The sequence below is a fragment of the Listeria weihenstephanensis genome, from assembly GCF_003534205.1.
Taxonomy (GTDB): Bacteria; Bacillota; Bacilli; order Lactobacillales; family Listeriaceae; genus Listeria_A; species Listeria_A weihenstephanensis.
On the sequence record NZ_CP011102.1, the window covers coordinates 218,010 to 238,761 of the forward strand.

Below are 20,752 nucleotides of genomic sequence, written 5' to 3' on the forward strand. Positions count from 1 at the left end.
CTCAAACAACGCTTAACATTGGTGGGATACACTTGTGTGGTAAGTGAATTTGAGGGGGATTGTACACGTGAAAAAGTGGAAATCAGGGTTTATTTGTTTGTTGGTAGCGGTTATTTTAGTTCAGATAGGGGTTACATATGCACCGTTTCAAAATGTGGTAAAAGCAGAGGATGTGGCGGGAGATACGCTCGTCGCCAAGGAATCGGATTGGAAGTATTGGGACCAAGGAACGTATCCTGGTGAGACTTGGAAAGACGCGGCGTTTGACGATAAGGCATGGAAGTCTGGAAAAGGGGCGCTTGGTTATAATCCGAAAAATGCGGAGATCAAAATAAATACAACGATTTCTTACGGCGCAGACGCGGATAAGAAGTATCCGGTTTACTTTTTTCGGAAAACCTTTGATGTGAAGGATGCGGCTAAATATTTGCGGACGAACTTGGCGCTTAAAGCGGATGACAGCGCGGTTGTTTATGTGAATGGGAAAGAAGTGAAGCGTGTGCGACTCGTGGATGGGATGATTAATTTCGCGGATTACTCGGGGCAACAGAGCGCGGACGCTGTCGAATACGAGGGCATAAAACTTGGCGCGGTACCGCTTAAGGAAGGCGCCAACACGATTGCTGTAGCGGTTTTTCAGCAGAAGGGATCGAGTTCGGACGTGACGTTTGATGCGGAATTGACGGGATTCGTGACGCCAGACGTGGTTGTGCCGGATGAGAATTATACGCCGTCAAAGATCGCGGTGACGTTCTTTGGTAATACGCAAACGCAAAAAGGCTTCACGTGGCATACGAAGTCGGATGCGGGATCGGATTTGCAATATGTGAAAGTGGCGGGCGCAACGCCAAACTTTACTGGTGCACAGACGGTAACGGGGAAAAGTGAGGCGAATGACGCTGCGATAGGCGGATACTCGCATCAGGTCGCAGCGAAATACTTGGATTCGGGGAGCGCGTATTGGTACCGTGTTGGTGATAAGACGCGGGATAAATGGAGTGAGCCAGCTAAGTTTATGACGCAAAAACGTGATACGAAAGCTTTTGATTTTCTGTATGTGACGGATTCGCAAGGAAGTAGTGAGGAAGAATATAGCTGGACGGACGCGACGCTGAACAAAGGTTTTTCGATGTATCCAAAGTCGGAGTTCATTTTGCAGACGGGTGATTTGGTGAACACGTCTTCTAGTCCCGCGGAATGGGGCTGGCTGTTTGGGACTTCGCAGAATCTGCTTAGCAACACGACGATAGCGGCTGCGACAGGGAACCATGATGCGTTCAACAATTCGTTCCGCCAACATTTTTACTATGACCATCCAGCGAACGCGAACAATTTGAATAAAGGCGTTTACTACTCGTTTGATTATGGCCCCGCGCATTTCATGATGTTGAATACGAACGATCAGGATTCGCGAGCACTTGATCCGACGCAACTTGCATGGCTAAAAGAAGATGCTAAAAAAGCGCGTGCGGACGGTGCGAAATGGTTAGTTGTCGCGTTCCATAAAGGGATTTATACGGTGGCAAGTCATATGACCGATACGGAAATCGTGACGCTGCGTGATCAATTAGCGCCAGTTTTCGATGAGTTGGGGATTGATGTCGTTTTGCAAGGACACGATCATAGCTATTTCCGTTCGCAGCAAATGGATGGTAAAACGCCGATTGCGACGGACACGATTGGAAAAGAGCAGGAAGACGGTGTTTCGCTCGATGTTGATCCAGGTGGACAAAGTTATTACGTGATAAATACGAGTGGTTACAAGTTTTATCAGCCACAATCGGAAAGTAAGATGGCCGCTTCAGGCGTGTATCCTGCCAAATACGCCCAACCGATGTTGCAAATGTTTGCAGGTGTAAGTTTTACGGAGGATCGTTTCACGTATAAAGCCTATACGTATGACGCCAAAGCCGCGAGTACAGCAAGGGCAACGGCGGACGCGAATCTTTTTGACTCGTATGGCATTTTGAAAACGGACCGGGCCAAAGCAGTTACATCTGAAATTGAAGCCCTACCAAGCAAAGTGGCGCTCGCGGATGAGGCGGTCATTTTAGCGGCGAAGGCATCTTTTGATAACCTGGATGGGACGTTGCAAAAATACGTGACGAATTCGGCGGTATTAACTGCGAAATTGGCTGATTTGGATAAACTGAAAGAGGAAATGACACCGCCAGAAACACCAGATCCAGAAACGCCGACAGATCCAGTGCCACCAGTAACTCCAGAGGTACCAACGCAGCCTGAAACACCGACAACGCCAGAAACGCCAGTCGCGCCTGAAGTTCCGGCAAATCCAGATACACAAACGACGCCAGACGCGGTTCAGCCACTTCCGGATCAAGATGGTGCAACAACGCCAGAAACGTTGGTAACTAGCGCGGAAACACCGTCTTCGGAGGATAACGATGACAATTTACCAACAACAGGAGATACAGATACGATGTGGGCGCTCGTTGTTTTAGGTATCAGCTTCTTGATATTTGGAACCGCACTTTTATGGCGCAGAAAATATAAATTATAAGGAATCAAAAGTTAGCGCTCCGTGTGATGCGCTAACTTTTTATATTCTACAATAAATACTTTACAAATGATTTAATATATGTCAAATTTAGTTTAAGGTGAATAAATAGCGGGAAATTTTAAAATATACTATCATGTTCACCGTTAAGGGAGGAATCAACAATGGTCAATAGCAAGCGATTAGTGGACACATTTATAGAATTAGTACAGATCGATTCGGAAACAGGGCACGAAGGGAAATTTCAAGCGTACTTAAAAGAACGATTTCAGGCGCTAGGTTTGGAAGTAATAGAGGATAATTCGATGACAGAAACAGGTTTTGGCGCCAATAATTTACTATGCCGCTTACCTGCAACGACGGATGCAGATGCGATGTTCTTTTCTTGCCACATGGATACGGTTACTCCAGGTGTCGGGATAAAGCCGCAGATTAAAGATGATATCATTTATTCAGATGGGAGCACGATTTTGGGCGCGGATGATAAAGCTGGCATCGCGGCAATGATCGAAACGATTCAACTGATTGCGGAAAATAACACGCCGCACGGGACGCTGGAATTCGTGATTTCAATTGGAGAAGAAAGCGGCCTTATCGGAATTAAAGCGTTTGACATGAGCCTGCTCGAAGCGGATTATGGTTTTGTTTTAGATACAGGCGGTCCAGTCGGCAGCATTACAATAGGCACATCGACCAAAGCGAGGCTTGAAATTGTCATTGACGGGATTGCGGCACACGCAGGAGTTGAGCCTGAAAAAGGTGTTTCGGCACTCGCTATCGCAGTTTCCGCTATGTCCCAAATGAAACTAGGACGCATTGATTCCGAAACAACGGCGAATATTGGTACCATCGAAGGCGGAACGGCGACTAATGTTGTGATGGAGCAGGTACGCCTCGTTGCAGAAGTTCGCTCGATCCAGATGGAATCCTACGAGAAACAAATACAGCATATGAAAGATTTATTCGAAAAGGCAACGACAGAAATGGGCGGAGCTATTACAATAAACGTTGAAAAAAGCTACAGCGGGTTCCACTTTGATGCCGAAACAAAGGTTGTCAAAATCGCCACAGAAGCAATGGAAAACCTAGGCATGGAAGCGAAACATGAAATCAGTGGTGGCGGTAGCGATGCTAATGTTTTAAACGAACACGGAAAAGAAACGACCAACTTATCGATCGGCTATGAAAAAATTCACACCATTCACGAATATATTCCAATTCGCGAATTAGAAAAGGCGGCAGCGTTAGCGTACGAAATTATAAAGCAGGTAGCAACGAAGTAAACAAGCGGTATAACAGGAACCTTCGTAAGCTGGAAGATGAGAAAACTAAATCAGAATAGAAGGTGTTTGAATGAAACATATCATAAAACAATTTTTCCTAGTAGCGATTTCTATCGGGCTTATTGGTGCCAGTATCAACCTATTTCTAGCGCCACATCATGTTGCAGCAGGTGGCGTAAGTGGTATCGGAATCCTAGTGGAGCAAGCATTTGGCATTAATATTGCGATAACAGTACTAGTTTTGAACGTAGTCATGCTTATTTTAGCATTCATTTTTCTAGGCAGGGCCGTATTTATTAGATCTTTCCTAGGAAGTTTACTATTACCATTGTCGCTCGCAGTAATCCCAGAAGTCATGTTGGCACAAGATCGCTTACTTTCGGTCATATTCGGCAGCATGATTTTTGCAATTGGAGTCGCGATTCTCTATCGTATTGAGGCTTCTAGCGGCGGGACGACGATACCGCCACTTATTTTTAAAAAATATTTCAATTTGAACACATCGCTAGGCTTATTTTTAGTCGATTCGATTATCGTTATTTTCAATATTTTCGTATTCGGAGTAGAAGAATTTTTATTCGCGATTCTCTCATTGATTTTAGTTGCACTAATTATGAATTTCTTGGAGACAGGCCTCAAAAAACGTAAAGCCGTAATGATTATGAGCGAGAAAAAAATGGAAGACATCAAAGCTGGTTTGCTCGAAGAAGTCGGGCGTGGCGTCACAGTTTTCTCTGTATCAGGGGGATACACGGGGAGCGATAAAACAATGCTGATGGTCATTCTTGAAAGTCGGGAATATCCAGCGGTTCTCAAAATGATTAACTCCTACGACAAACATTCCTTTGTCATCGCCTATACGGTGTCTGAAGTACACGGCCTCGGTTTCAGTTATCATACAATTGAATAAAAACTAAAAACACAACAAAAAGGGGGAATTAATCATGAATCCAGTGACAGCTTTTACGATTATCATGCTTATTTGGGTTATCAGTGACTACGTTTCTAAAAAAACAAAATCACTCATTTCCTCACTACTCGTCGCTTCGATCATTTTCCTGGTAGGATTTAAAACAAATATATTCCCAGAAGATCTGCTAACAAGTTCATCCCTACTCGCGCTTGGACAGACGGTTGTTGGCTTCATCATTGTCCACATCGGAACCATGATCAGCCTCGACGAACTAAAAAAACAATGGAAAACAGTTGTAATCGGAGTCGCGGCGGTACTTGGTATCGTTGCCTTCCTATTCTTAATCGGTTCTTTTTTCTTAGATCAAAATTTTGTCATTGCAGCAATCGGCGCGATCAGCGGGGGAACAATCTCAGTCATCATCGTGCAAGATGCCGCGCTCGCTTCAGGTCTTATGCTTGTCGCTGTTTTCCCAGTTTTAATTGCAGCGTTCCAGGGCTTGATTGGTTTCCCGTTGACATCCCTCATTTTGCGAAAAGAAGCGAACCGTTTAAAAGGGGAATATCGCGCAGGGACACTTCAAGTTGTAAAAGCTGAAGAGCATCACGAAGAAGGCAAAACGATCTTGCCAAAAGCGTTACAAACAACAGCTGGAACCCTGTTCGTAGTCGGCGTCGTAGTAGTACTCGCAGCTTACGTCAACAACATCACGGACGGCGTTCTCAACAAATTCGTCGTTGCCTTACTACTTGGTATCCTATTACGCGCATTTGGCGTTTTCAAACCGAACATTCTAAGCGGAATCGATGCTTACGGCCTTATGATGCTCGCTATTTTAATCATTATTTTCGGCCCGCTAGCGACATCCTCCGTCGACGATCTAATCGCACTTATCGGTCCACTTTGCATCGCGTTCGCCATAGGTGTAACAGGAAGCGTCGCATTCTCCGCCGTCATGGGGAAAATCCTCGGGTACAGTCTTTCAATGTCCATCGCGATTGGGCTCACGACACTATATGGGTTCCCAGGAACAATGATTTTGAGTCAGGAAGCCGCGAGAAGTGTTGGTGAAAACGAACAAGAAATCGCGGCAATTGAAGGTCAAATTTTACCGAAGATGATCATCGCAGGTTTTTCAACAGTAACAATAACTTCGGTCATCATCACCAGTATTTTGGCCGAGTTAATACATTGACTTTAAAAGAGGAGAAGCATAGACTTGCTTTCTCCTCTTTTTGCGCGGAATTTTCCGTTGAGGTTTGCCACGAGACGAAAGAGACTATGGTAACTATGATGACATTAAAAAGGAGATGACCAGAAAATGGCGTTACTTGGAGGAAATAAAAAAGACTCGAAGCACGATGAAATACGGTTATTTTATGGGGAAGGGCTATCCGAACAACCACTACCGCGCTATGAAATTCCAGCAGATACAATGCCAGCAGGTGCTGCGTACGATTTTATCATGGATGAATTGCGCGATGAGGGAAGCGCTCGCCAGAACTTAGCGACATTTGTACAGACGTGGATGGAGCCAGAAGCGCAGCAACTAATCATGAACACGCTTGATAAAAATGCGGTCGACAAATCAGAATACCCACAAACAGCAGAAATTGAAGAGCGTTGCGTCAACATTATCGCAAACCTGTGGAATGCAGATGAACGAGATGAGTTCATTGGTACGTCGACGGTTGGCTCATCCGAAGCCTGCATGCTCGGCGGAATGGCAGCACTTTTTCGCTGGAAAAAACAAGCGCGCGAACTCGGCCTCGACATGAGTAAACGTCCAAACATGATCATTTCCTCCGCATACCAAGTCGTTTGGGAGAAATTTGGCGTCTACTGGGATGTTGAATTGCGCGAAGTCCCGGTTACAAAAGAATGCCTCGCGCTTGATCCAGATAAAGCGATCGACCTCATCGATGACTACACCATTTGCGTCGTCGGCATCATGGGATTAACCTACACAGGCCGTTACGATGACATCAAAGCTCTGGACGAGGCGATCACGACCTATAACGAAACAAGTAAGGTGAAAGTGTATATTCACGTGGATGCAGCGTCAGGAGGCTTATACACCCCATTCATGGAACCCAATTTAGAATGGGATTTCCGCCTCGATAACGTCAAATCCATCAATACATCCGGGCACAAATATGGTCTGGTATACCCTGGCGTCGGTTGGGTCGTGTGGAAAGACAAAGAATGGCTACCAAAAGAACTTATTTTCAACGTCAGCTATCTAGGCGGCGACATGCCAACCATGGCTATCAATTTTTCACGTCCCGCGAGCCTTATCGTTGCCCAATATTACTTATTCCTGCGACTCGGTTTCGAAGGCTTCCGCCAAGTCCATTCCCGCACGCAAAAAGCCGCCCTATACATCACAAAAGAACTCGAAAAACTAGGCATGTTCGAAATTGTGAACGGAGCGGAGCAATTACCAGTTGTCGCATGGACTTTAAAAGAAGACGCAGATGTGAAATGGGATCTCTATGACTTGTCTGATTTCTTGCGGATGCGCGGCTGGCAAGTTCCGGCGTATCCAATGCCCGCAGATCTAGAAGAAATGGTTGTTTTACGCGTCGTTATCAAAGGCGATTTCAGCTACGATTCCGCGCTACTATTCGTTCGCGATCTAAAAGCAACGATCGAAAAACTAGAGAAATCACATATCCTACCGAGTGCGGACAAGCATCCGAAAAAAACACACGGCTTTACCCACTAAGTTACAAAAAGCGGCTTTTATACCGTCTGAGAGAGCTGAATTTAGCGATTAGCTCTCTTTTTTTGATAAAACTCCCGAAAACGCTTGACCTCAAGGCTGAAACATGTTTTAATAAGGAAGTGCCAAAAATGGTGCAGCAAGAAAGGTTCCGTGGTGTAGGGGTTAACATGCCTGCCTGTCACGCAGGAGATCGCGGGTTCAAATCCCGTCGGGACCGTCAAATAAAAATCGCGTTTTGTTTAGGAGTTAATTTCCCAGACAAGACGCGATTTTTCGTTATAGATTTCGTTTTACGCTACGACAACCGCAGTCCCAGAAGCCGTCACCATCAACATCCCATTATCAGCACCAAGTACCTCATAATCGATGTCCACGCCAACTACGGCATTCGCGCCCAGTTTCGCCGCACGCTCTTCCATTTCGCGAATCGCTTCCTCACGAGCCGCTACTAGTTCTTGCTCATAACCCTCCGAGCGTCCACCGAAGAAATTACGCAATCCTGCGCCAATATCCTTCATAAAGTTAACCCCAGTAATTACCTCTCCAAAAACGATCTGCTTATATTCCACAATCTGCTTGCCATCTACACTCGGCGTTGTTGTTGAAATCATGTTCCATTACCTCCTAATTTTTATGATGTTATGACATTAAAATAGCATACTCCGCCAGAAAACACAAAAAAAGCGCTGAATCCTAATTCAGCGCTCGAAGCATTTTATTAATAATCTTTCATCGCATCATCCAGCACTTTTTTCAAAGTAGCCGAGGAGTTTGCCATTTGTTCTTTTTCTTGATCATTCAACTTCATCTCAACAACGTGGCGAACACCTTTGCGGTTCACGACAGCTGGCGCACCAATGTACACGTCGTTCAAGCCGTAATGTCCATCCATATATACAGACAATGGTAAAATCGCGTTTTCGTTATTCAGAATCGCTTTTGTAATCCGGGCAAGTGCTGCTGCAATCCCGTAGAACGTTGCGCCTTTTTTGTTGATGATTTCATAAGCCGCGTCACGAACACTCACGAAAATCGTATCCATCGCGCCTTGCTCACTATCATCGATCCATTCCGTAATTGGCAGACCACCAACCGTTGTGTGGCTCCAAGCCGGGAATTCCGTATCGCCATGCTCACCCAAAATATAGCCATGGACATTACGCGCATCGACTTTCAAGAAATCCGCAATCGACATCCGGAAACGCGCCGTATCAAGACTCGTACCAGAACCAATCACGCGCTCTTTTGGAAGACCAGAGAATTTCCAAGTCGCATAAGTAAGAATATCCACTGGGTTCGACGCTACCAAGAAAATACCGTCAAATCCGCTCGCCATAACTTCGTCCACAATCGATTTCATAATACGTATATTACGGCTCACAAGATCCAGTCTAGTTTCACCAGGTTTTTGCGCCGTACCAGCTGTAACAACAACGATATCCGCATCGTGACAATCACTATAATTCGCTGAGTAAATTTTCTTAGGCGCTGAAAAAGGTACCGCGTGACTTAAATCCATCGCGTCCCCAATCGTTCTATCCTTATCTATATCAATAATCCCGAATTCTTGCCCAATGTTTAAATTCACACAAGCAAAGGCGTAACTAGAACCGACAGCTCCATCCCCGACTAAAATGATTTTTTGATGATCTTTCATTTTTAAATTCCTCCTTCAAAAAATACAATCTACTAGTACAGTATAACATGATATTTTCATTTGTGAAACCTTGAACGACTAAGTTTCGAAAAAGTGTTATATAGAAAATGTGTAAGCGCTATGATACAGATTTTGGGTGATGAAAGCCCGTTCACACAAAGTAAATAGGTTTCTCCTCTCTTTACCTTAATATATGAAGTTATAAACCTTGCTTTACAGGGAAATGTCGAATTATTAGTCAGAAAGACCCTTATCGTTTCATTTTTGAGGCAAAAGGGTATATGATGGAAGTGTACAATATAAAATGAGTGGAGTGATTTTTCATGGCAACAACATTAGAAGTCCAAAAAAGAGAAACAAAACCGCATTCGAACATAACAGCTATCCGTAATGCAGGTAGAATTCCAGGTGTTATATATGGTTACAAAGCAGAAAACGTTCCAGTATCCGTTGACGCTTTAACGTTCATTAAAGCAGTTCGAGATAATGGCCGTAATTCCGTATTTTCAGTAACAATCGACGGAGCGAAATTAAACGTATTACTACATGATTACCAAACAGATGCATTAAAAGGTGACATTGAGCATATCGATTTACTTGCGGTAGATATGTCCGAAGAAGTTGAAGCGACTGTAAATATCAGCTTGGTAGGCGAGTCCAAAGGCGTTAAGCTTAGTGGAGTCTTGCAACAAGTATTATACGATCTAACTGTTGCTACAACACCAGACAAATTACCAGAAGTAGTAGAAGTAGATATTACAAACCTTGACATTGGCGATGCAATCACAGTAGCAGACCTAGCTAAAAACGCTGACTACACAGTGATTACTGATGGCGAAGAAGTTATCGCGACAGTTTCAGCACCACGTTCTGCTGATGAGCCAGAAACAACAAGCAGTGCAGTGACAGAACCAGAAGCAATCCACGGTTCAGAAGGCAATGCAGATAAATAAATTTCAAAAGTAAAAAATAATACTAAAAACGAGTAATAACGCTAGAAATTTGGCGCTGTTGCTCGTTTTTTTATTTTGTCCAATTTTTCGTCACAAAGTGTTCACAATTACACGAAGGTTTACATAGAATTAAGAACGGGCAAACAGATTGAAGCAAGACATAAAAGTGTTAGGAATTAGGAGGTAGTGAACATGAAAAATAAGATTCTACTGCTTCTGGGCTTTGCGATGGTCTTAATCGGGGGACTATTCCTTCAAAGCAATCAAGCAAAAGCAGCCGTATTAAATCTAAAACCCGGAGCCACACCAGAAATCAGAATATACAATACACAAGTGCTCCAAAATGCAATCAACCAATCCAAAACAGCCATTACGATCCCAAAAGGGAATTTTGAAGTGACAGGAAGTATTATCTTGAAATCAAACGTGACAATACTCGGAGTAAGCACGAACCCTGCCGACTCCAAAATCACGCTGAACAATGGGCCGATGACAACAGAAACAGGCAAAGGCATAACCACGGTGAACAACCTGAATCTGCGAAACTTCACGCTACAGTACAATCCAACGATGCCCAAATACGATTTCACGAAACACAATACAAACGTGTACCAAAACAATCTACTCGAAATCGGCTCCGTTCCAAAAGCAGAATCGACCGCAAACTATCACGCCACATACAAAAAAATAACAAAAAGCAATATCACGGTCCAAAACATGATTTTAAACGCCAATCAAGTAGGATCATCCGTATTAAGCGTAGCAAAGGCGACAAACGTGAAAATTGCCAATAATCAAATACTTAATTCAGGACTACAAGGTGGAATTACCGCAAGCTACACAGATGGATTACAAATTGACGGAAATACCGTGAAGAACTCAGGTCGCTCCGGAATCAGCCTGTACCAAGGAAACGGCTCAGCCAAGTCACCAATTTATATTCGCAACAACAAAGTTATCGATTGGATGGAACGCTACGGCGGCTATCATTATAACGCGGCCAAGGCGAACAAAGTCGCACCCGACATGATGCTTGACGGCGGAATTGACAGCTACGGCCCAGCCAACAATTACGTCTCCGTCACCGGAAATAACGTATCCCTTCAAAATAACAACAATAAACGCAACACCGACAATCAAAAAATCGAACAGAAGTGGGGCGTGAAAAACGCACAGTACGTTGGTTATACCGGCATAAGAGGCAGCGGAATTGCACACGCCACCTATCAAAACAACATCGTAACCATAAACAGTCCAGACGCCATATCCTTCATGACCTTCAACCTGCGACTCCGCAACACATATACAGCACCCAAATACATTTTAGTTGAAAATAACAAATTCACCTCACAAAAAATAAGTTTTCCAATCCGAATTTTCGGAGGTGCGAGCGAAAACACATTAGCATCCGGAATCACGATTCGCAAAAACACCTTCACAATCAATGGCGACATCCCAACCTACTACAAAACCTTGATTGACGTCCGCGAAAAAACCGAAACGATCGGCGGCAAACTGACCTATTTCGGCACATCACTCCTAACCGTCACAGGCAACAAAATCAACAGTAAAAACGTGAAGCAGTTGGTCGCAGGAACCCCAATCCGGAAACTACCAGTGGTGAACACATTATACCTTGGCCAAAACACACTAAACACAAAGCCGTTTCAAAATATCGGAGGCTACCTCGACAGCGTCATCCAATTGCCAAGCTATAAAAAAGGAGTAATCACAGGCGGCGTTATGTGGTCCTTCACAGATCAATCGACCAAGACGATACAATTGAAAGACAGCGCTGGAAAAGCACTGACGAAACCCATCACGCTCAAAAAAGGAGCCCTTGCTAACTTCACACTAAAACCAACCTACAGCGCCAAACCGAAGTTACTTTGGATCACGAGCAAGATCGGGAAGACGGCAGTGACGAAGAAAGTACCGTTGTATTTGTTTTAAATAATATGTAGGACACGACCAGGGATGCGATGGATGCATTTCTGGTTGTTTACGGTTTAGGAAAAATGAAAATATAGTTAATTCAAGAGGGATTCTGTGTTAAGATTTTAGAATAGACAGTACAAGGAGGAGATTTAACTTGCAAGAAATAAAAACAGCAATCCAATCAGCGCTAAAAAACGAGATAACCCATGAAAAATTAATCGATATCGCAGAGGAATTATTGTTTACGGATAACACGCAGCAATCGATTAATGCTGATTTATCAGATAGAAACCGAACGTTGCTAGAAGATATGTCCGCACAATGGGATCTATACTTGGAAAATACATATACAATAGAAGAATTACAGAGCCTTGAGTATCAAAAAGTAAGGTTACCCGAAGAATGGCTTAAAAGGTGGTATGAGAGTGGCCACTAAAAATAAAAAAATAAGAAGTATCCAGGCGAAACTAGATCAGTGGGGAGTTGTATTAATAGGTGTTGTCCTAGTAATAATTGTTATGCAATATATCTTCCAAGATTTTATAACAGGGACGATTCTCAAAAGTTGCCTTTTCATTATCGTATTATACAATGTGTCGATATTTGCTGAAATCACAGAAGGCTTCAATTTCAAGCGAATTTGGCATAATATTTTCCGCATAATGGGAATGATATTAGGTTTCGCGACAATTATTATATCGATTTTATTATTCTAAGGAGACGATTCTCAAATGCTACTTATTTTACTGGCAATCAACATAATCATACTAATCTGCCTAACGCTCCTTGGAAAAAGAGCAAAGAAAACCAAAAATAAAAAGCTATTCGTAACAGTTGGCTTATTGCTCGTGCTATTTTCATTTGGCAGCTACGCATATTATGCTGTTATCGAATTGTTTACAAGCTAAGGAGTGAGTTCTTATGAAGAAAAATTGGACAGAAATACAAGAAATAAATACAAATTACAAAAAAATCGCGATTTTTGGCATTTACTTAGAAAATGGGAATACAGAATATCTGCGCTATTGCGTCGACGAATTAACCAAATATCTACCGCCAGAACTTCATTATTATGCACTTATAACTAACGAAGTAGAATTTCCAACACGAATTGATTATTACAAGAAGCTATGGAAGGCTTGCGCGGATAACCTACCGCTAACTGACAGCGTTTTATCCAAGGAATATATGGATCAATCAGGAGAAACCACGACGTTTTATGGTGTTATCGAGTTCACAACAAACATCGCGTCCCATATTTTTGAGAGACTAAACGATGACCCCGACACCTTCGTATTCGGCGATGAAAAGCCAATTGAAGAACTAGATATTCCAAATATATTTCGACAAAATCAAGCAGATCCAGAACTAACTAACGGCTCGTACCCAATTCAATTCCAATTTCTTAATGCAGGATTTGAAGCAGGTTTATACGTTACGATTTCCGAAATGAAGTTCTAATTCCTGTAGAGCGAGGTGAAAAAAATGAAAGCCATGGAAAAACACTTGTTGTACTATGTGCTAGGCAGTCACAGGCGAGCACATTATATTGAGATCATTGAAACACAAGGGGAAGATGCGTTGGATCCTGAAGCAGTGGAAGACATACTGGATATTCTACTATCGCTTTTCTTAGACATTGGGTTAAAAGAAAATCATGAACCAAATCAAATCGGGCTAGATCTGGAGGATCTGATTGATATTATTAATGACGCTGAGTAAAGCTGGGTAATTGAGAAAGTTATCCACAAAAAAATACAGCATTGTGAATAAAAGTGAAAAACGAAATAATATTAAAACTCCTAAGACATTGCCTAAGAAGGGATATCATGCTTTTAATCTCAAGTAAACATAATAATTAAACCTGTGCATAACTTGTGGATAACAATATACTACCATATCAATATATCGTAGAGAACGTATATTCGGACACGAAATATAGAATTACCTGTGGATATATATATTTAACTTGGGGATAACTTGTGTGTAAGAATAGATAAAACTGGGGATAAGTCCAAAACTAGAAAAGCATACATGTAATCCTTAAAAATCAGAAGAAAAAGCTATAAAAAAAGAGAAATTAGCGTCAAAATAGACAAATAACTTAGAAAAATCCAATTTGAAGTTAATGGAATAGTTGACGATGCCTGATAATAAACTTATTATAGTAAGTGCATTAGTGAATAAATTCATACGTTCAGTGTGTTTATCCACAGTTTGTGTAACAGGAAAGAAGGAATAACATTGAAAAAACCGATTTATAGTTGTGAAGAACATATCGATGAAGCGCTAGATGACTGGGTTTATGGGGTTGAAACCTTTCCAGAATTAGAGCTAGTGGATAACTCTGAAAATCTGTGGATAACCTGTGGATACTGTGAAAATAAAGCGATATATATGGTAGGGAACGAATGTTCAGACACAAAATATAGAAACTGATTGTGGATATGTGGATAATTTCTGTGGATAAAATGTGAGTAAAGGGTGGATAAGAGATGAATATCCAAATTTTAACGGTAGGGAAATTGAAGGAAAAATATTTAATTCAAGGCATAGCAGAATATACAAAACGTTTAGGCCCATATGCGAAGGTTGCAATTACAGAGGTGCCAGATGAAAAAGCACCAGAAGTTCTAAGTGACGCCGAAATGGTGCAGGTGAAGAACAAAGAAGGCGAGCGAATTTTAGCAAAAATAGCAGATGACGTACATGTTATTGCCTTAGCAATCGATGGAAAGCAGAAAAGCAGCGAAGAATTTGCGGATGGACTGGATAAGCTAGCTACATATGGAAAGAGTAAGGTGGCATTTGTGATTGGCGGCTCGCTGGGATTAAGTGATGCTGTTTTGAAACGGAGCGACGAGAAATTATCGTTTGGAAAGTTAACGTTGCCACACCAGTTGATGAGATTGGTGTTAGTGGAGCAAGTTTATCGAGCTTTCCGGATTAATCGCGGGGAACCGTATCATAAATGATGATATTTTTTTGATGGGAATGGCTTTGTATAGCGGTTTGTGGAAGTAGGTATTTAGATTCATTTTTTCGAGGTTAAGTGAGGCTGTATCGGAAAGTGTTGGTACGCCTCATTTTTTAATTTCCGATTAAGAGAGGCTATACAGCTATGAATAGGCTTGATTTCTAGATATACCATGCATAGGATTAATAAAATACTTTATGGAATAAGAAACAAAACGGGAAGGATTGTGCCAGATGATTGAACAAATGACTTTTGCTGACCATATATTACAATTTAATAAAAAGCTTTCTCTTAAATCGCTTGCTTTACCAGATGGATTTCGCGCGATTAATCCATATGAAGGGGATCAAAAAGAGATAGTCAGAAACATAACGACTTCATTTTATCAAAAATACTATAACGATACTAAACCTCGCCGTATGGTATTGGGAAGTTCTCCTGCACGTCGAGGCTCAGCTGTAACAGGAGTTCCTTTTGAAGATGCCAAGCACCTCCAAAGCGAAACGGGAATTTTTATTGACAAGTTCTGTATAAATCAATCTTCATCGGGCTTTTTATATGATGTTATTAGAGAATACGGAGGTTGTAAGAAGTTTTATACTGATTTTTACATGAATTTTGTTTGTCCTCTAGGGCTCGTCAGGATCAATTCAAAGGGTAATGAAGTTAATTGTAATTACTACGAAAGCAAAAAGTTACAAGAAATCCTGGCTCCTTTTATTATTAGTGCAATACGTAGTCAGATAGGTTTTGGAATAGATACGTCGATATGCTATTGCATTGGAAGCGGGGAGAATTATGATTTTTTATCCAGAATAAATAAAGAACATCATTTTTTTGATATGATTATACCGTTAGAGCATCCACGATTTATTACACAATACAACGCAAAGCACAAGGATGTGTATATGGAGAAATATCTTAACGCTTTAAGCCATGAATAATAATAGTGTCCATGTCTCGTTATAGAAATTATGCGCTTGCTTTGGCATATCCTGTTTTTGTGTTTCGGATTAAAAGAGGCTGTACAGTTGGTTAAATATTTCATATAATAGAAGAATACAGATATGGGAGGGTTTACATGAGTCAAATAAAAAGTAATCTTGGTCGGGCAAATCAGGTGGCGACTTCGATGGGACACGCGACGGATGCGATGCGGCAATCGGGTTCGAAGCAAGTGCAATTGGCGAATCGGACGAGTGTGAAGGTGAGTCATGACGCCAAACAGAGCTCGGATAAAGTCAAGCAATTGATGATGCAATTGGGCAAGAGTTTTGGGCGGGATGTGGCGCATATTCGTTCGGTCGCGCAGGAATTTGAGCGGGTGGATCGCGAAGTTGGGAACGGGCTTGATTTTTCGGGAACAGCCCCACGTATCGGGAAATGAGGGATGGCAGATGAATGACAGAGATAGAGAAATAGATAGTTGGAATCAGCGGTTGCGGAATGTCGCGGATGACCAGTATGCGAAGGAACGGGAGATTCGTAGGCAGAAGCAATTGTTGGATGAAGTGGACTATGTACATAATCGGAACAATCGGTTGTTTCATGAGCTTGGTAGTACATGGCATCGAGACCGAGAAATGGCGGTATTTTTGGATACGCAGCGATATGAATATCAGCGACAACATTTTCATGTGGTGGATGGCATGGAGGAAGAACAAACGAGAATGGAACGTGAAAAGCGTGCGTTGATGGACAAGGAATCGGACTATTATGCGGCTCGTCGAAAAGTGGAGTTTGGCGGTGAGCAGGCTTGAGTTTGAATGTCTTTTTGGGTGAAATCGAAGCGCAATCGGAGAGCATGGTGGCGTCGTATCATGATATGATAGAGGCAATGGAAGGCTTGATGCGGGCGGTGAATGAATTTGCGTTTGACAGAGAATTGCAGGGCAAGACGTATGATAGTGCAAAACAGTACTTTGCGGCTACGTATCGACCATTAGCGCAGGGCATGATTTGTTTGTGTGAGGAATTGATACGGCAAAATCAAGCGTTTCCTAGGCAGTTCCAAGCCGATGTGGCGACGACAGATGTGATTGAGGATGAAATTCGGAATCAGATTCGGCAATTGGATGGGCAGATTCAGGATATCGAGAAGTTGAGCAATAATGTGGTTGGCATGGCGCTAATCACGCCAATCTTTGTGGATTTGAAGCGGAAATTGCAGGAGAAGTTAGAGGCTTTGTATCGATTTGATGCGGAGACGGCGACCTCGTTTGATCGTGCGATGGATTTGACGGCGAATATTGTTCGCGGATTGGCGGAAATCGATAGTGATAAAGCCTTCCAACCCAAAACTGGAACTTTTAATATGATGGGCTTGAATATGGCGTGGCGTTCGGCGTTGCAGAAGCAATGGACGGCACGAGAAGAAGCGATAGCGAAATTAGCAAAAGATAATGAGACCGCAAGACTTATCAAAGCGGCAGAAAATGGTCCACTACCCGTGATACCAGACGGCAATGTGGCTGGATTTGTCACGAAAGACGGGAAGCTAGATGGGCAAGCGACTTATGACAATGCGAAATGGCAACAAGCGCATGTGTTGGCAGGGATGAAAAACGCGATTTTCCTGATTGACATGGTAGCGCCAATTTTTGATATCTATCGCTGGAAAACAGGGCTTGATCCAATAACGCAAGAGAAGCTGAGTCCCTTTGAGCAAAACGAGGCGGCAGCATTCACGGCATTGACTTTCGTTCCATTCGGGAAACTAGGAAAAGTGGCAAAAGCCATCAAAGCATCGACGCGAACGGATGAATTTAAGTTTTTATTTGAAAATGTGGATAATATAAGGAAAGCCAATACATTTAAGAAAATGAATATTGCTGATTTTACGGATGAGATTATGAAAACTAAACCAATGAATTCCCGTGCTCCTGAAAAATGGATAAATAAAGGTGGTACAATTGAAATTGATGCACTGGGAAATTGGAAGTATACCAATAAGAACGATATATCAGTGGTATATAAAAATGGCTTCCCAGATTTTATACCATATAAGCATCCTAATGTAGATAATGTTCCAATAGAAATAGCACAACCTAAAAATTATCCAAAAGATTATGAAGCTGCGAATAAAGGAGCTGGATTGAGCAAGATTTCTAAACCGCCAGTAAACGATATTAAAAAGCCTCCCGAAGGCTACACATGGCACCACATGGAAGATGGTAAGACTATGATGTTAGTCGAAAAAGATATTCATAATGAATTTAAACATATGGGTGGTCAATCAATCGTAAATGGAAAAGGAAAATAAAGGAGCGATTTGCAATGGTAAAAATAACATCAAAAAATGAAAAACTATCTCTAGATAGATTAGAAGTTTTTGAAAAGGAACATGATATCAGGTTTTCAACTGAGTATAGAAAATTTTTACTGAATTATAATGGAGGATATCCAGATAAATCAACATTCAAAATTAAAGGGGAAGACGGAGAGTATGAAAGTATATTGAACGTATTGTATGGTATCGGCGAGATGTATGATAATTTAGAAAAAAACTTTGATATTTTTGATGAGCTTGTAGATGTTGGATTTGTTCCAATAGCAGATGATCCAGGGGGAAATCAAATATGCATAAGTATAAATAAAGAGAATTATGGAGCCATTTATTTTTGGGAACATGAATTAGGTAATGAAGATGAATTAGAGAATTTATTCTATATTGCTGCTAATTTTGATGAGTTCTTAACTAACTTATATGAGTAAACTTCGACCTTGAGAGGCTAGGGGAGTATATGAGCGTGCTACAAGATTTTCAATTAATTGAAAAAGTGCCAGCAAATGTGTTACAAGAATATCAGGATAAGGTACCAGAGGAAGTTGTTCAATTTTGGAAAGAGTATGGATTTGGAACTTTTATGGAAGGTTATTTTAAATCAGTAAATCCACTAGAATATAAAGAAATTCTAGTGAGCACGAGTGAAAGATATACAGATGGTATTGTCCTGTTCACGACTGGTATGGGAGACTTAATAATATGGTCGGACGGCTATGTACGAATGATTAATTACCGATATGGTATAGTAAAAACTATTTTTTTTCTTTTGAGTTCTTTTTCGAAGACACTGCGGACGAGGAGTTTAGGATAGAAGACCTTATGTGGAAACCATACCAAGAAGCAGTTAAAAAACTGGGAACACCTGCTTATGACGAATGCTTTGGTTACGTTCCACTTTTAGCTTTAGGTGGCTCAGAAAAAATGGAGAACTTGCAAAAAGTGAAGCTAAAAGAGCATATTCTGCTAATCTCAGCTTTAGCAGGGCCAATTCAATAAGTAAATATGAAATAAAGCCAAATATAAATAGTATATTCAAGAGTCAATGTCTAACACAGGCGTGGGCTCTATTTTTATGTAGAAAATTTTAGGGGACTCATTGACTGGGGAAGATTAGGTGATTATAGAGGAAGCGATAAAATAATGAATTCAGGTGCCACATAATTCTTTTACTGTCACAAGGCACGCAAATTTCGTGTACTATAACTTGGGAATATTTCGCGTAAATTGGTAAGCTAAGGAAGTAGGTGAAAAAAGGAGGAATGAGCAACAGATGTATTCACAACAACACATTCAACAAGATTGTTTAGCAGAGGTTTATAAGGAGATGGTGGAAGCTGTGGGAATTGAGAGCACGCTAAAATTGTTTCCGATTTTGCGTGGGCAACAAATCAATTTTCCTGTGCGCTTGTATGCTAAAGAAAAAGTCAGCATGAAAATCAGTCAAGAATATCATGAGAAAAACGTGCATGAACTGTCACGGGAATATGGTTATAGTTCACGATGGGTACAAAAAGTCATCAAGGAAAGTAAAAAGGAGGAGTCGTTGTCTAAGTAATATTAGAACTAGTATGAAAATAGAGACAGGGGAGCGAATATAATGAAAAAATATGTAGCAGTAATTTTGAGTTTACTATTAATACTGGCTGGGTGCGGACAATCTGACACAGATGACGCATACAATAATGCTTTACAAAAAGGGCTAGATGCAATTGCTGGTGAGAACTACGCGAAAGCAGAAGCAGCTTTTGAATTGGCGCTGGAAGATAAAAAAGATGATGAAAAAGCCAAAGCTTACCTAATACAAACAAAAGCGATGCAAGTGGCTACAGATGCTTATGCTAAAAAGGATTACAAGGTAAGCGCGCAAGAAGCCAAAAAAGTTATTCAAGAGAAACAAGGATCCGACGCGCTTGTGCAAAAAGCAAAGGCCTTACAAACAAAAATAAGTACACTGGAAAAGCAACAGAAAACTTTAGAAACGAAGTGGACAGCAATTGAGCAAGCGATCCAAGAAAAAGACTATGATAATGCATCTACTAAAGTCGCGGCTTTTTTGAAAGAGAATTTATCTGATTTTCCAGAGTTGAAAAAACAAGCGGAAGATGCTCAAACGAAGATAACTACTGAAAAGAAAGCGCTGGCAAAACAACAAGAAGAAGCGCAAATTGCAAAGGAAGAACAAGAAGCGGATCAAAAGGTGATTGAAGAAGGAGGACCGATGGATGGAGCAGATGCAGATGCTGGGGAGGCACTAAGTGATGCAGATATCGTAGCTAAAGTACAGGCCTATAATGGTGAAAGTACGGAAGGTGTCACCTATTCTGTAGAGGCAGTACTGAATGAACTTACAAATGGGACTAGCTATGAGATTTGGGTGCGTTCTGATGGTAGCGATGGATTCAGACCAGGAGCAGCATTAGCGCATTATTATTACTATCCCGAGATCGATAAAGTTGAAGAAGTGTCATCATAAGATTAAAGGGGCAGCCATCGTGTTGT

General features: G+C 41.7%; 25 protein-coding genes and 1 tRNA gene. 24 read left to right on the top strand and 2 right to left on the bottom strand.

Annotation, left to right across the window (positions count from 1 at the left end):
- Positions 1 to 67: 67 nt before the first annotated feature.
- From UE46_RS00955 to UE46_RS00980, 6 genes are all read left to right on the top strand, one after another.
- Positions 68 to 2,521 carry a metallophosphoesterase gene (locus UE46_RS00955; protein ID WP_051492783.1) on the top strand — a complete coding sequence of 818 codons (2,454 nt, stop codon included), beginning with the start codon at positions 68 to 70 and terminating at the stop codon, positions 2,519 to 2,521.
- A gap of 161 nt (positions 2,522 to 2,682) precedes the next feature.
- A complete protein-coding gene (locus UE46_RS00960) occupies positions 2,683 to 3,801 on the top strand; it encodes a M20/M25/M40 family metallo-hydrolase (protein ID WP_036059039.1) in 1,119 nt (372 codons plus the stop codon).
- A gap of 70 nt (positions 3,802 to 3,871) precedes the next feature.
- A complete protein-coding gene (locus UE46_RS00965) occupies positions 3,872 to 4,711 on the top strand; it encodes a YitT family protein (RefSeq protein ID WP_036059041.1) in 840 nt (279 codons plus the stop codon).
- Between the two features lie 34 nt (positions 4,712 to 4,745).
- Positions 4,746 to 5,909, top strand: coding sequence for a hypothetical protein (locus UE46_RS00970; protein ID WP_036059043.1), 1,164 nt, complete (start codon positions 4,746 to 4,748; stop codon positions 5,907 to 5,909).
- Positions 5,910 to 6,035: 126 nt separating this feature from the next.
- Positions 6,036 to 7,442, top strand: a complete 1,407-nt coding sequence (locus tag UE46_RS00975) for a glutamate decarboxylase (RefSeq protein ID WP_036059044.1) — start codon at positions 6,036 to 6,038, stop codon at positions 7,440 to 7,442.
- Positions 7,443 to 7,586: 144 nt separating this feature from the next.
- Positions 7,587 to 7,659, top strand: a tRNA-Asp gene (locus UE46_RS00980).
- Positions 7,660 to 7,732: 73 nt separating this feature from the next.
- On the opposite strand, the gene UE46_RS00985 is transcribed toward UE46_RS00980, so the two are convergent.
- Positions 7,733 to 8,053 (bottom strand): putative heavy metal-binding protein, encoded by a 321-nt coding sequence (locus tag UE46_RS00985; RefSeq protein ID WP_036059045.1) that lies wholly within the window; start codon positions 8,051 to 8,053, stop codon positions 7,733 to 7,735.
- Positions 8,054 to 8,160: 107 nt separating this feature from the next.
- Positions 8,161 to 9,099, bottom strand: a complete 939-nt coding sequence (locus UE46_RS00990; RefSeq protein ID WP_036059046.1) for an L-lactate dehydrogenase — start codon at positions 9,097 to 9,099, stop codon at positions 8,161 to 8,163.
- A gap of 323 nt (positions 9,100 to 9,422) precedes the next feature.
- Between UE46_RS00990 and UE46_RS00995 the strand changes: the two genes are divergently transcribed.
- The 18 genes from UE46_RS00995 to UE46_RS01070 all read left to right on the top strand — a co-directional run bounded on the left by UE46_RS00995 (position 9,423) and on the right by UE46_RS01070 (position 20,726).
- Positions 9,423 to 10,052, top strand: coding sequence for a 50S ribosomal protein L25/general stress protein Ctc (locus UE46_RS00995; protein WP_036059047.1), 630 nt, complete (start codon positions 9,423 to 9,425; stop codon positions 10,050 to 10,052).
- 192 nt (positions 10,053 to 10,244) lie between these two features.
- On the top strand, positions 10,245 to 12,005 hold the full coding sequence (locus UE46_RS01000) for a right-handed parallel beta-helix repeat-containing protein (RefSeq protein ID WP_036059049.1): 1,761 nt from the start codon (positions 10,245 to 10,247) through the stop codon (positions 12,003 to 12,005).
- Positions 12,006 to 12,144: 139 nt separating this feature from the next.
- On the top strand, positions 12,145 to 12,426 hold the full coding sequence (locus UE46_RS01005; protein WP_051492784.1) for a hypothetical protein: 282 nt from the start codon (positions 12,145 to 12,147) through the stop codon (positions 12,424 to 12,426).
- Positions 12,416 to 12,706 carry a hypothetical protein gene (locus UE46_RS01010; RefSeq protein ID WP_036059050.1) on the top strand — a complete coding sequence of 97 codons (291 nt, stop codon included), beginning with the start codon at positions 12,416 to 12,418 and terminating at the stop codon, positions 12,704 to 12,706. Before UE46_RS01005 ends, UE46_RS01010 begins: the two co-directional genes overlap by 11 nt.
- A gap of 15 nt (positions 12,707 to 12,721) precedes the next feature.
- Positions 12,722 to 12,898: a hypothetical protein gene (locus UE46_RS16185; protein ID WP_233230960.1), complete on the top strand. Its 177-nt coding sequence runs from the start codon at positions 12,722 to 12,724 to the stop codon at positions 12,896 to 12,898.
- Positions 12,899 to 12,911: 13 nt separating this feature from the next.
- Positions 12,912 to 13,451: a hypothetical protein gene (locus tag UE46_RS01015; protein ID WP_036059051.1), complete on the top strand. Its 540-nt coding sequence runs from the start codon at positions 12,912 to 12,914 to the stop codon at positions 13,449 to 13,451.
- A gap of 24 nt (positions 13,452 to 13,475) precedes the next feature.
- The gene (locus tag UE46_RS01020; protein WP_036059052.1) at positions 13,476 to 13,712 is read left to right on the top strand and encodes a hypothetical protein; all 237 of its coding nucleotides are present in this window, start codon (positions 13,476 to 13,478) and stop codon (positions 13,710 to 13,712) included.
- Positions 13,713 to 14,234: 522 nt separating this feature from the next.
- Complete coding sequence (locus tag UE46_RS01025; protein ID WP_185423828.1) at positions 14,235 to 14,429, top strand: CxxH/CxxC protein; 195 nt, start codon at positions 14,235 to 14,237, stop codon at positions 14,427 to 14,429.
- A 56-nt stretch (positions 14,430 to 14,485) separates the two neighbouring features.
- A complete protein-coding gene (rlmH, locus tag UE46_RS01030) occupies positions 14,486 to 14,965 on the top strand; it encodes a 23S rRNA (pseudouridine(1915)-N(3))-methyltransferase RlmH (protein ID WP_036059053.1) in 480 nt (159 codons plus the stop codon).
- A gap of 235 nt (positions 14,966 to 15,200) precedes the next feature.
- Positions 15,201 to 15,911: an SMUG2 DNA glycosylase family protein gene (locus tag UE46_RS01035; RefSeq protein WP_118907343.1), complete on the top strand. Its 711-nt coding sequence runs from the start codon at positions 15,201 to 15,203 to the stop codon at positions 15,909 to 15,911.
- A 137-nt stretch (positions 15,912 to 16,048) separates the two neighbouring features.
- A complete protein-coding gene (locus UE46_RS01040; protein WP_051492785.1) occupies positions 16,049 to 16,354 on the top strand; it encodes a TIGR04197 family type VII secretion effector in 306 nt (101 codons plus the stop codon).
- Positions 16,355 to 16,364: 10 nt separating this feature from the next.
- Positions 16,365 to 16,727 carry a DUF3958 family protein gene (locus UE46_RS01045; RefSeq protein ID WP_036059054.1) on the top strand — a complete coding sequence of 121 codons (363 nt, stop codon included), beginning with the start codon at positions 16,365 to 16,367 and terminating at the stop codon, positions 16,725 to 16,727.
- A 2-nt stretch (positions 16,728 to 16,729) separates the two neighbouring features.
- Positions 16,730 to 18,229, top strand: coding sequence for an HNH endonuclease (locus UE46_RS01050; RefSeq protein WP_118907344.1), 1,500 nt, complete (start codon positions 16,730 to 16,732; stop codon positions 18,227 to 18,229).
- A gap of 14 nt (positions 18,230 to 18,243) precedes the next feature.
- On the top strand, positions 18,244 to 18,681 hold the full coding sequence (locus UE46_RS01055) for an SMI1/KNR4 family protein (RefSeq protein WP_036059056.1): 438 nt from the start codon (positions 18,244 to 18,246) through the stop codon (positions 18,679 to 18,681).
- Between the two features lie 35 nt (positions 18,682 to 18,716).
- Positions 18,717 to 19,064, top strand: coding sequence for a GAD-like domain-containing protein (locus UE46_RS16420; protein ID WP_324604069.1), 348 nt, complete (start codon positions 18,717 to 18,719; stop codon positions 19,062 to 19,064).
- Positions 19,065 to 19,072: 8 nt separating this feature from the next.
- The gene (locus UE46_RS16425; RefSeq protein WP_324604070.1) at positions 19,073 to 19,249 is read left to right on the top strand and encodes a T6SS immunity protein Tdi1 domain-containing protein; all 177 of its coding nucleotides are present in this window, start codon (positions 19,073 to 19,075) and stop codon (positions 19,247 to 19,249) included.
- 274 nt (positions 19,250 to 19,523) lie between these two features.
- A complete protein-coding gene (locus UE46_RS01065) occupies positions 19,524 to 19,808 on the top strand; it encodes a Mor transcription activator family protein (protein ID WP_036059058.1) in 285 nt (94 codons plus the stop codon).
- A gap of 42 nt (positions 19,809 to 19,850) precedes the next feature.
- On the top strand, positions 19,851 to 20,726 hold the full coding sequence (locus UE46_RS01070; RefSeq protein WP_036059059.1) for a hypothetical protein: 876 nt from the start codon (positions 19,851 to 19,853) through the stop codon (positions 20,724 to 20,726).
- The last annotated feature ends 26 nt before the right edge of the window (positions 20,727 to 20,752 follow it).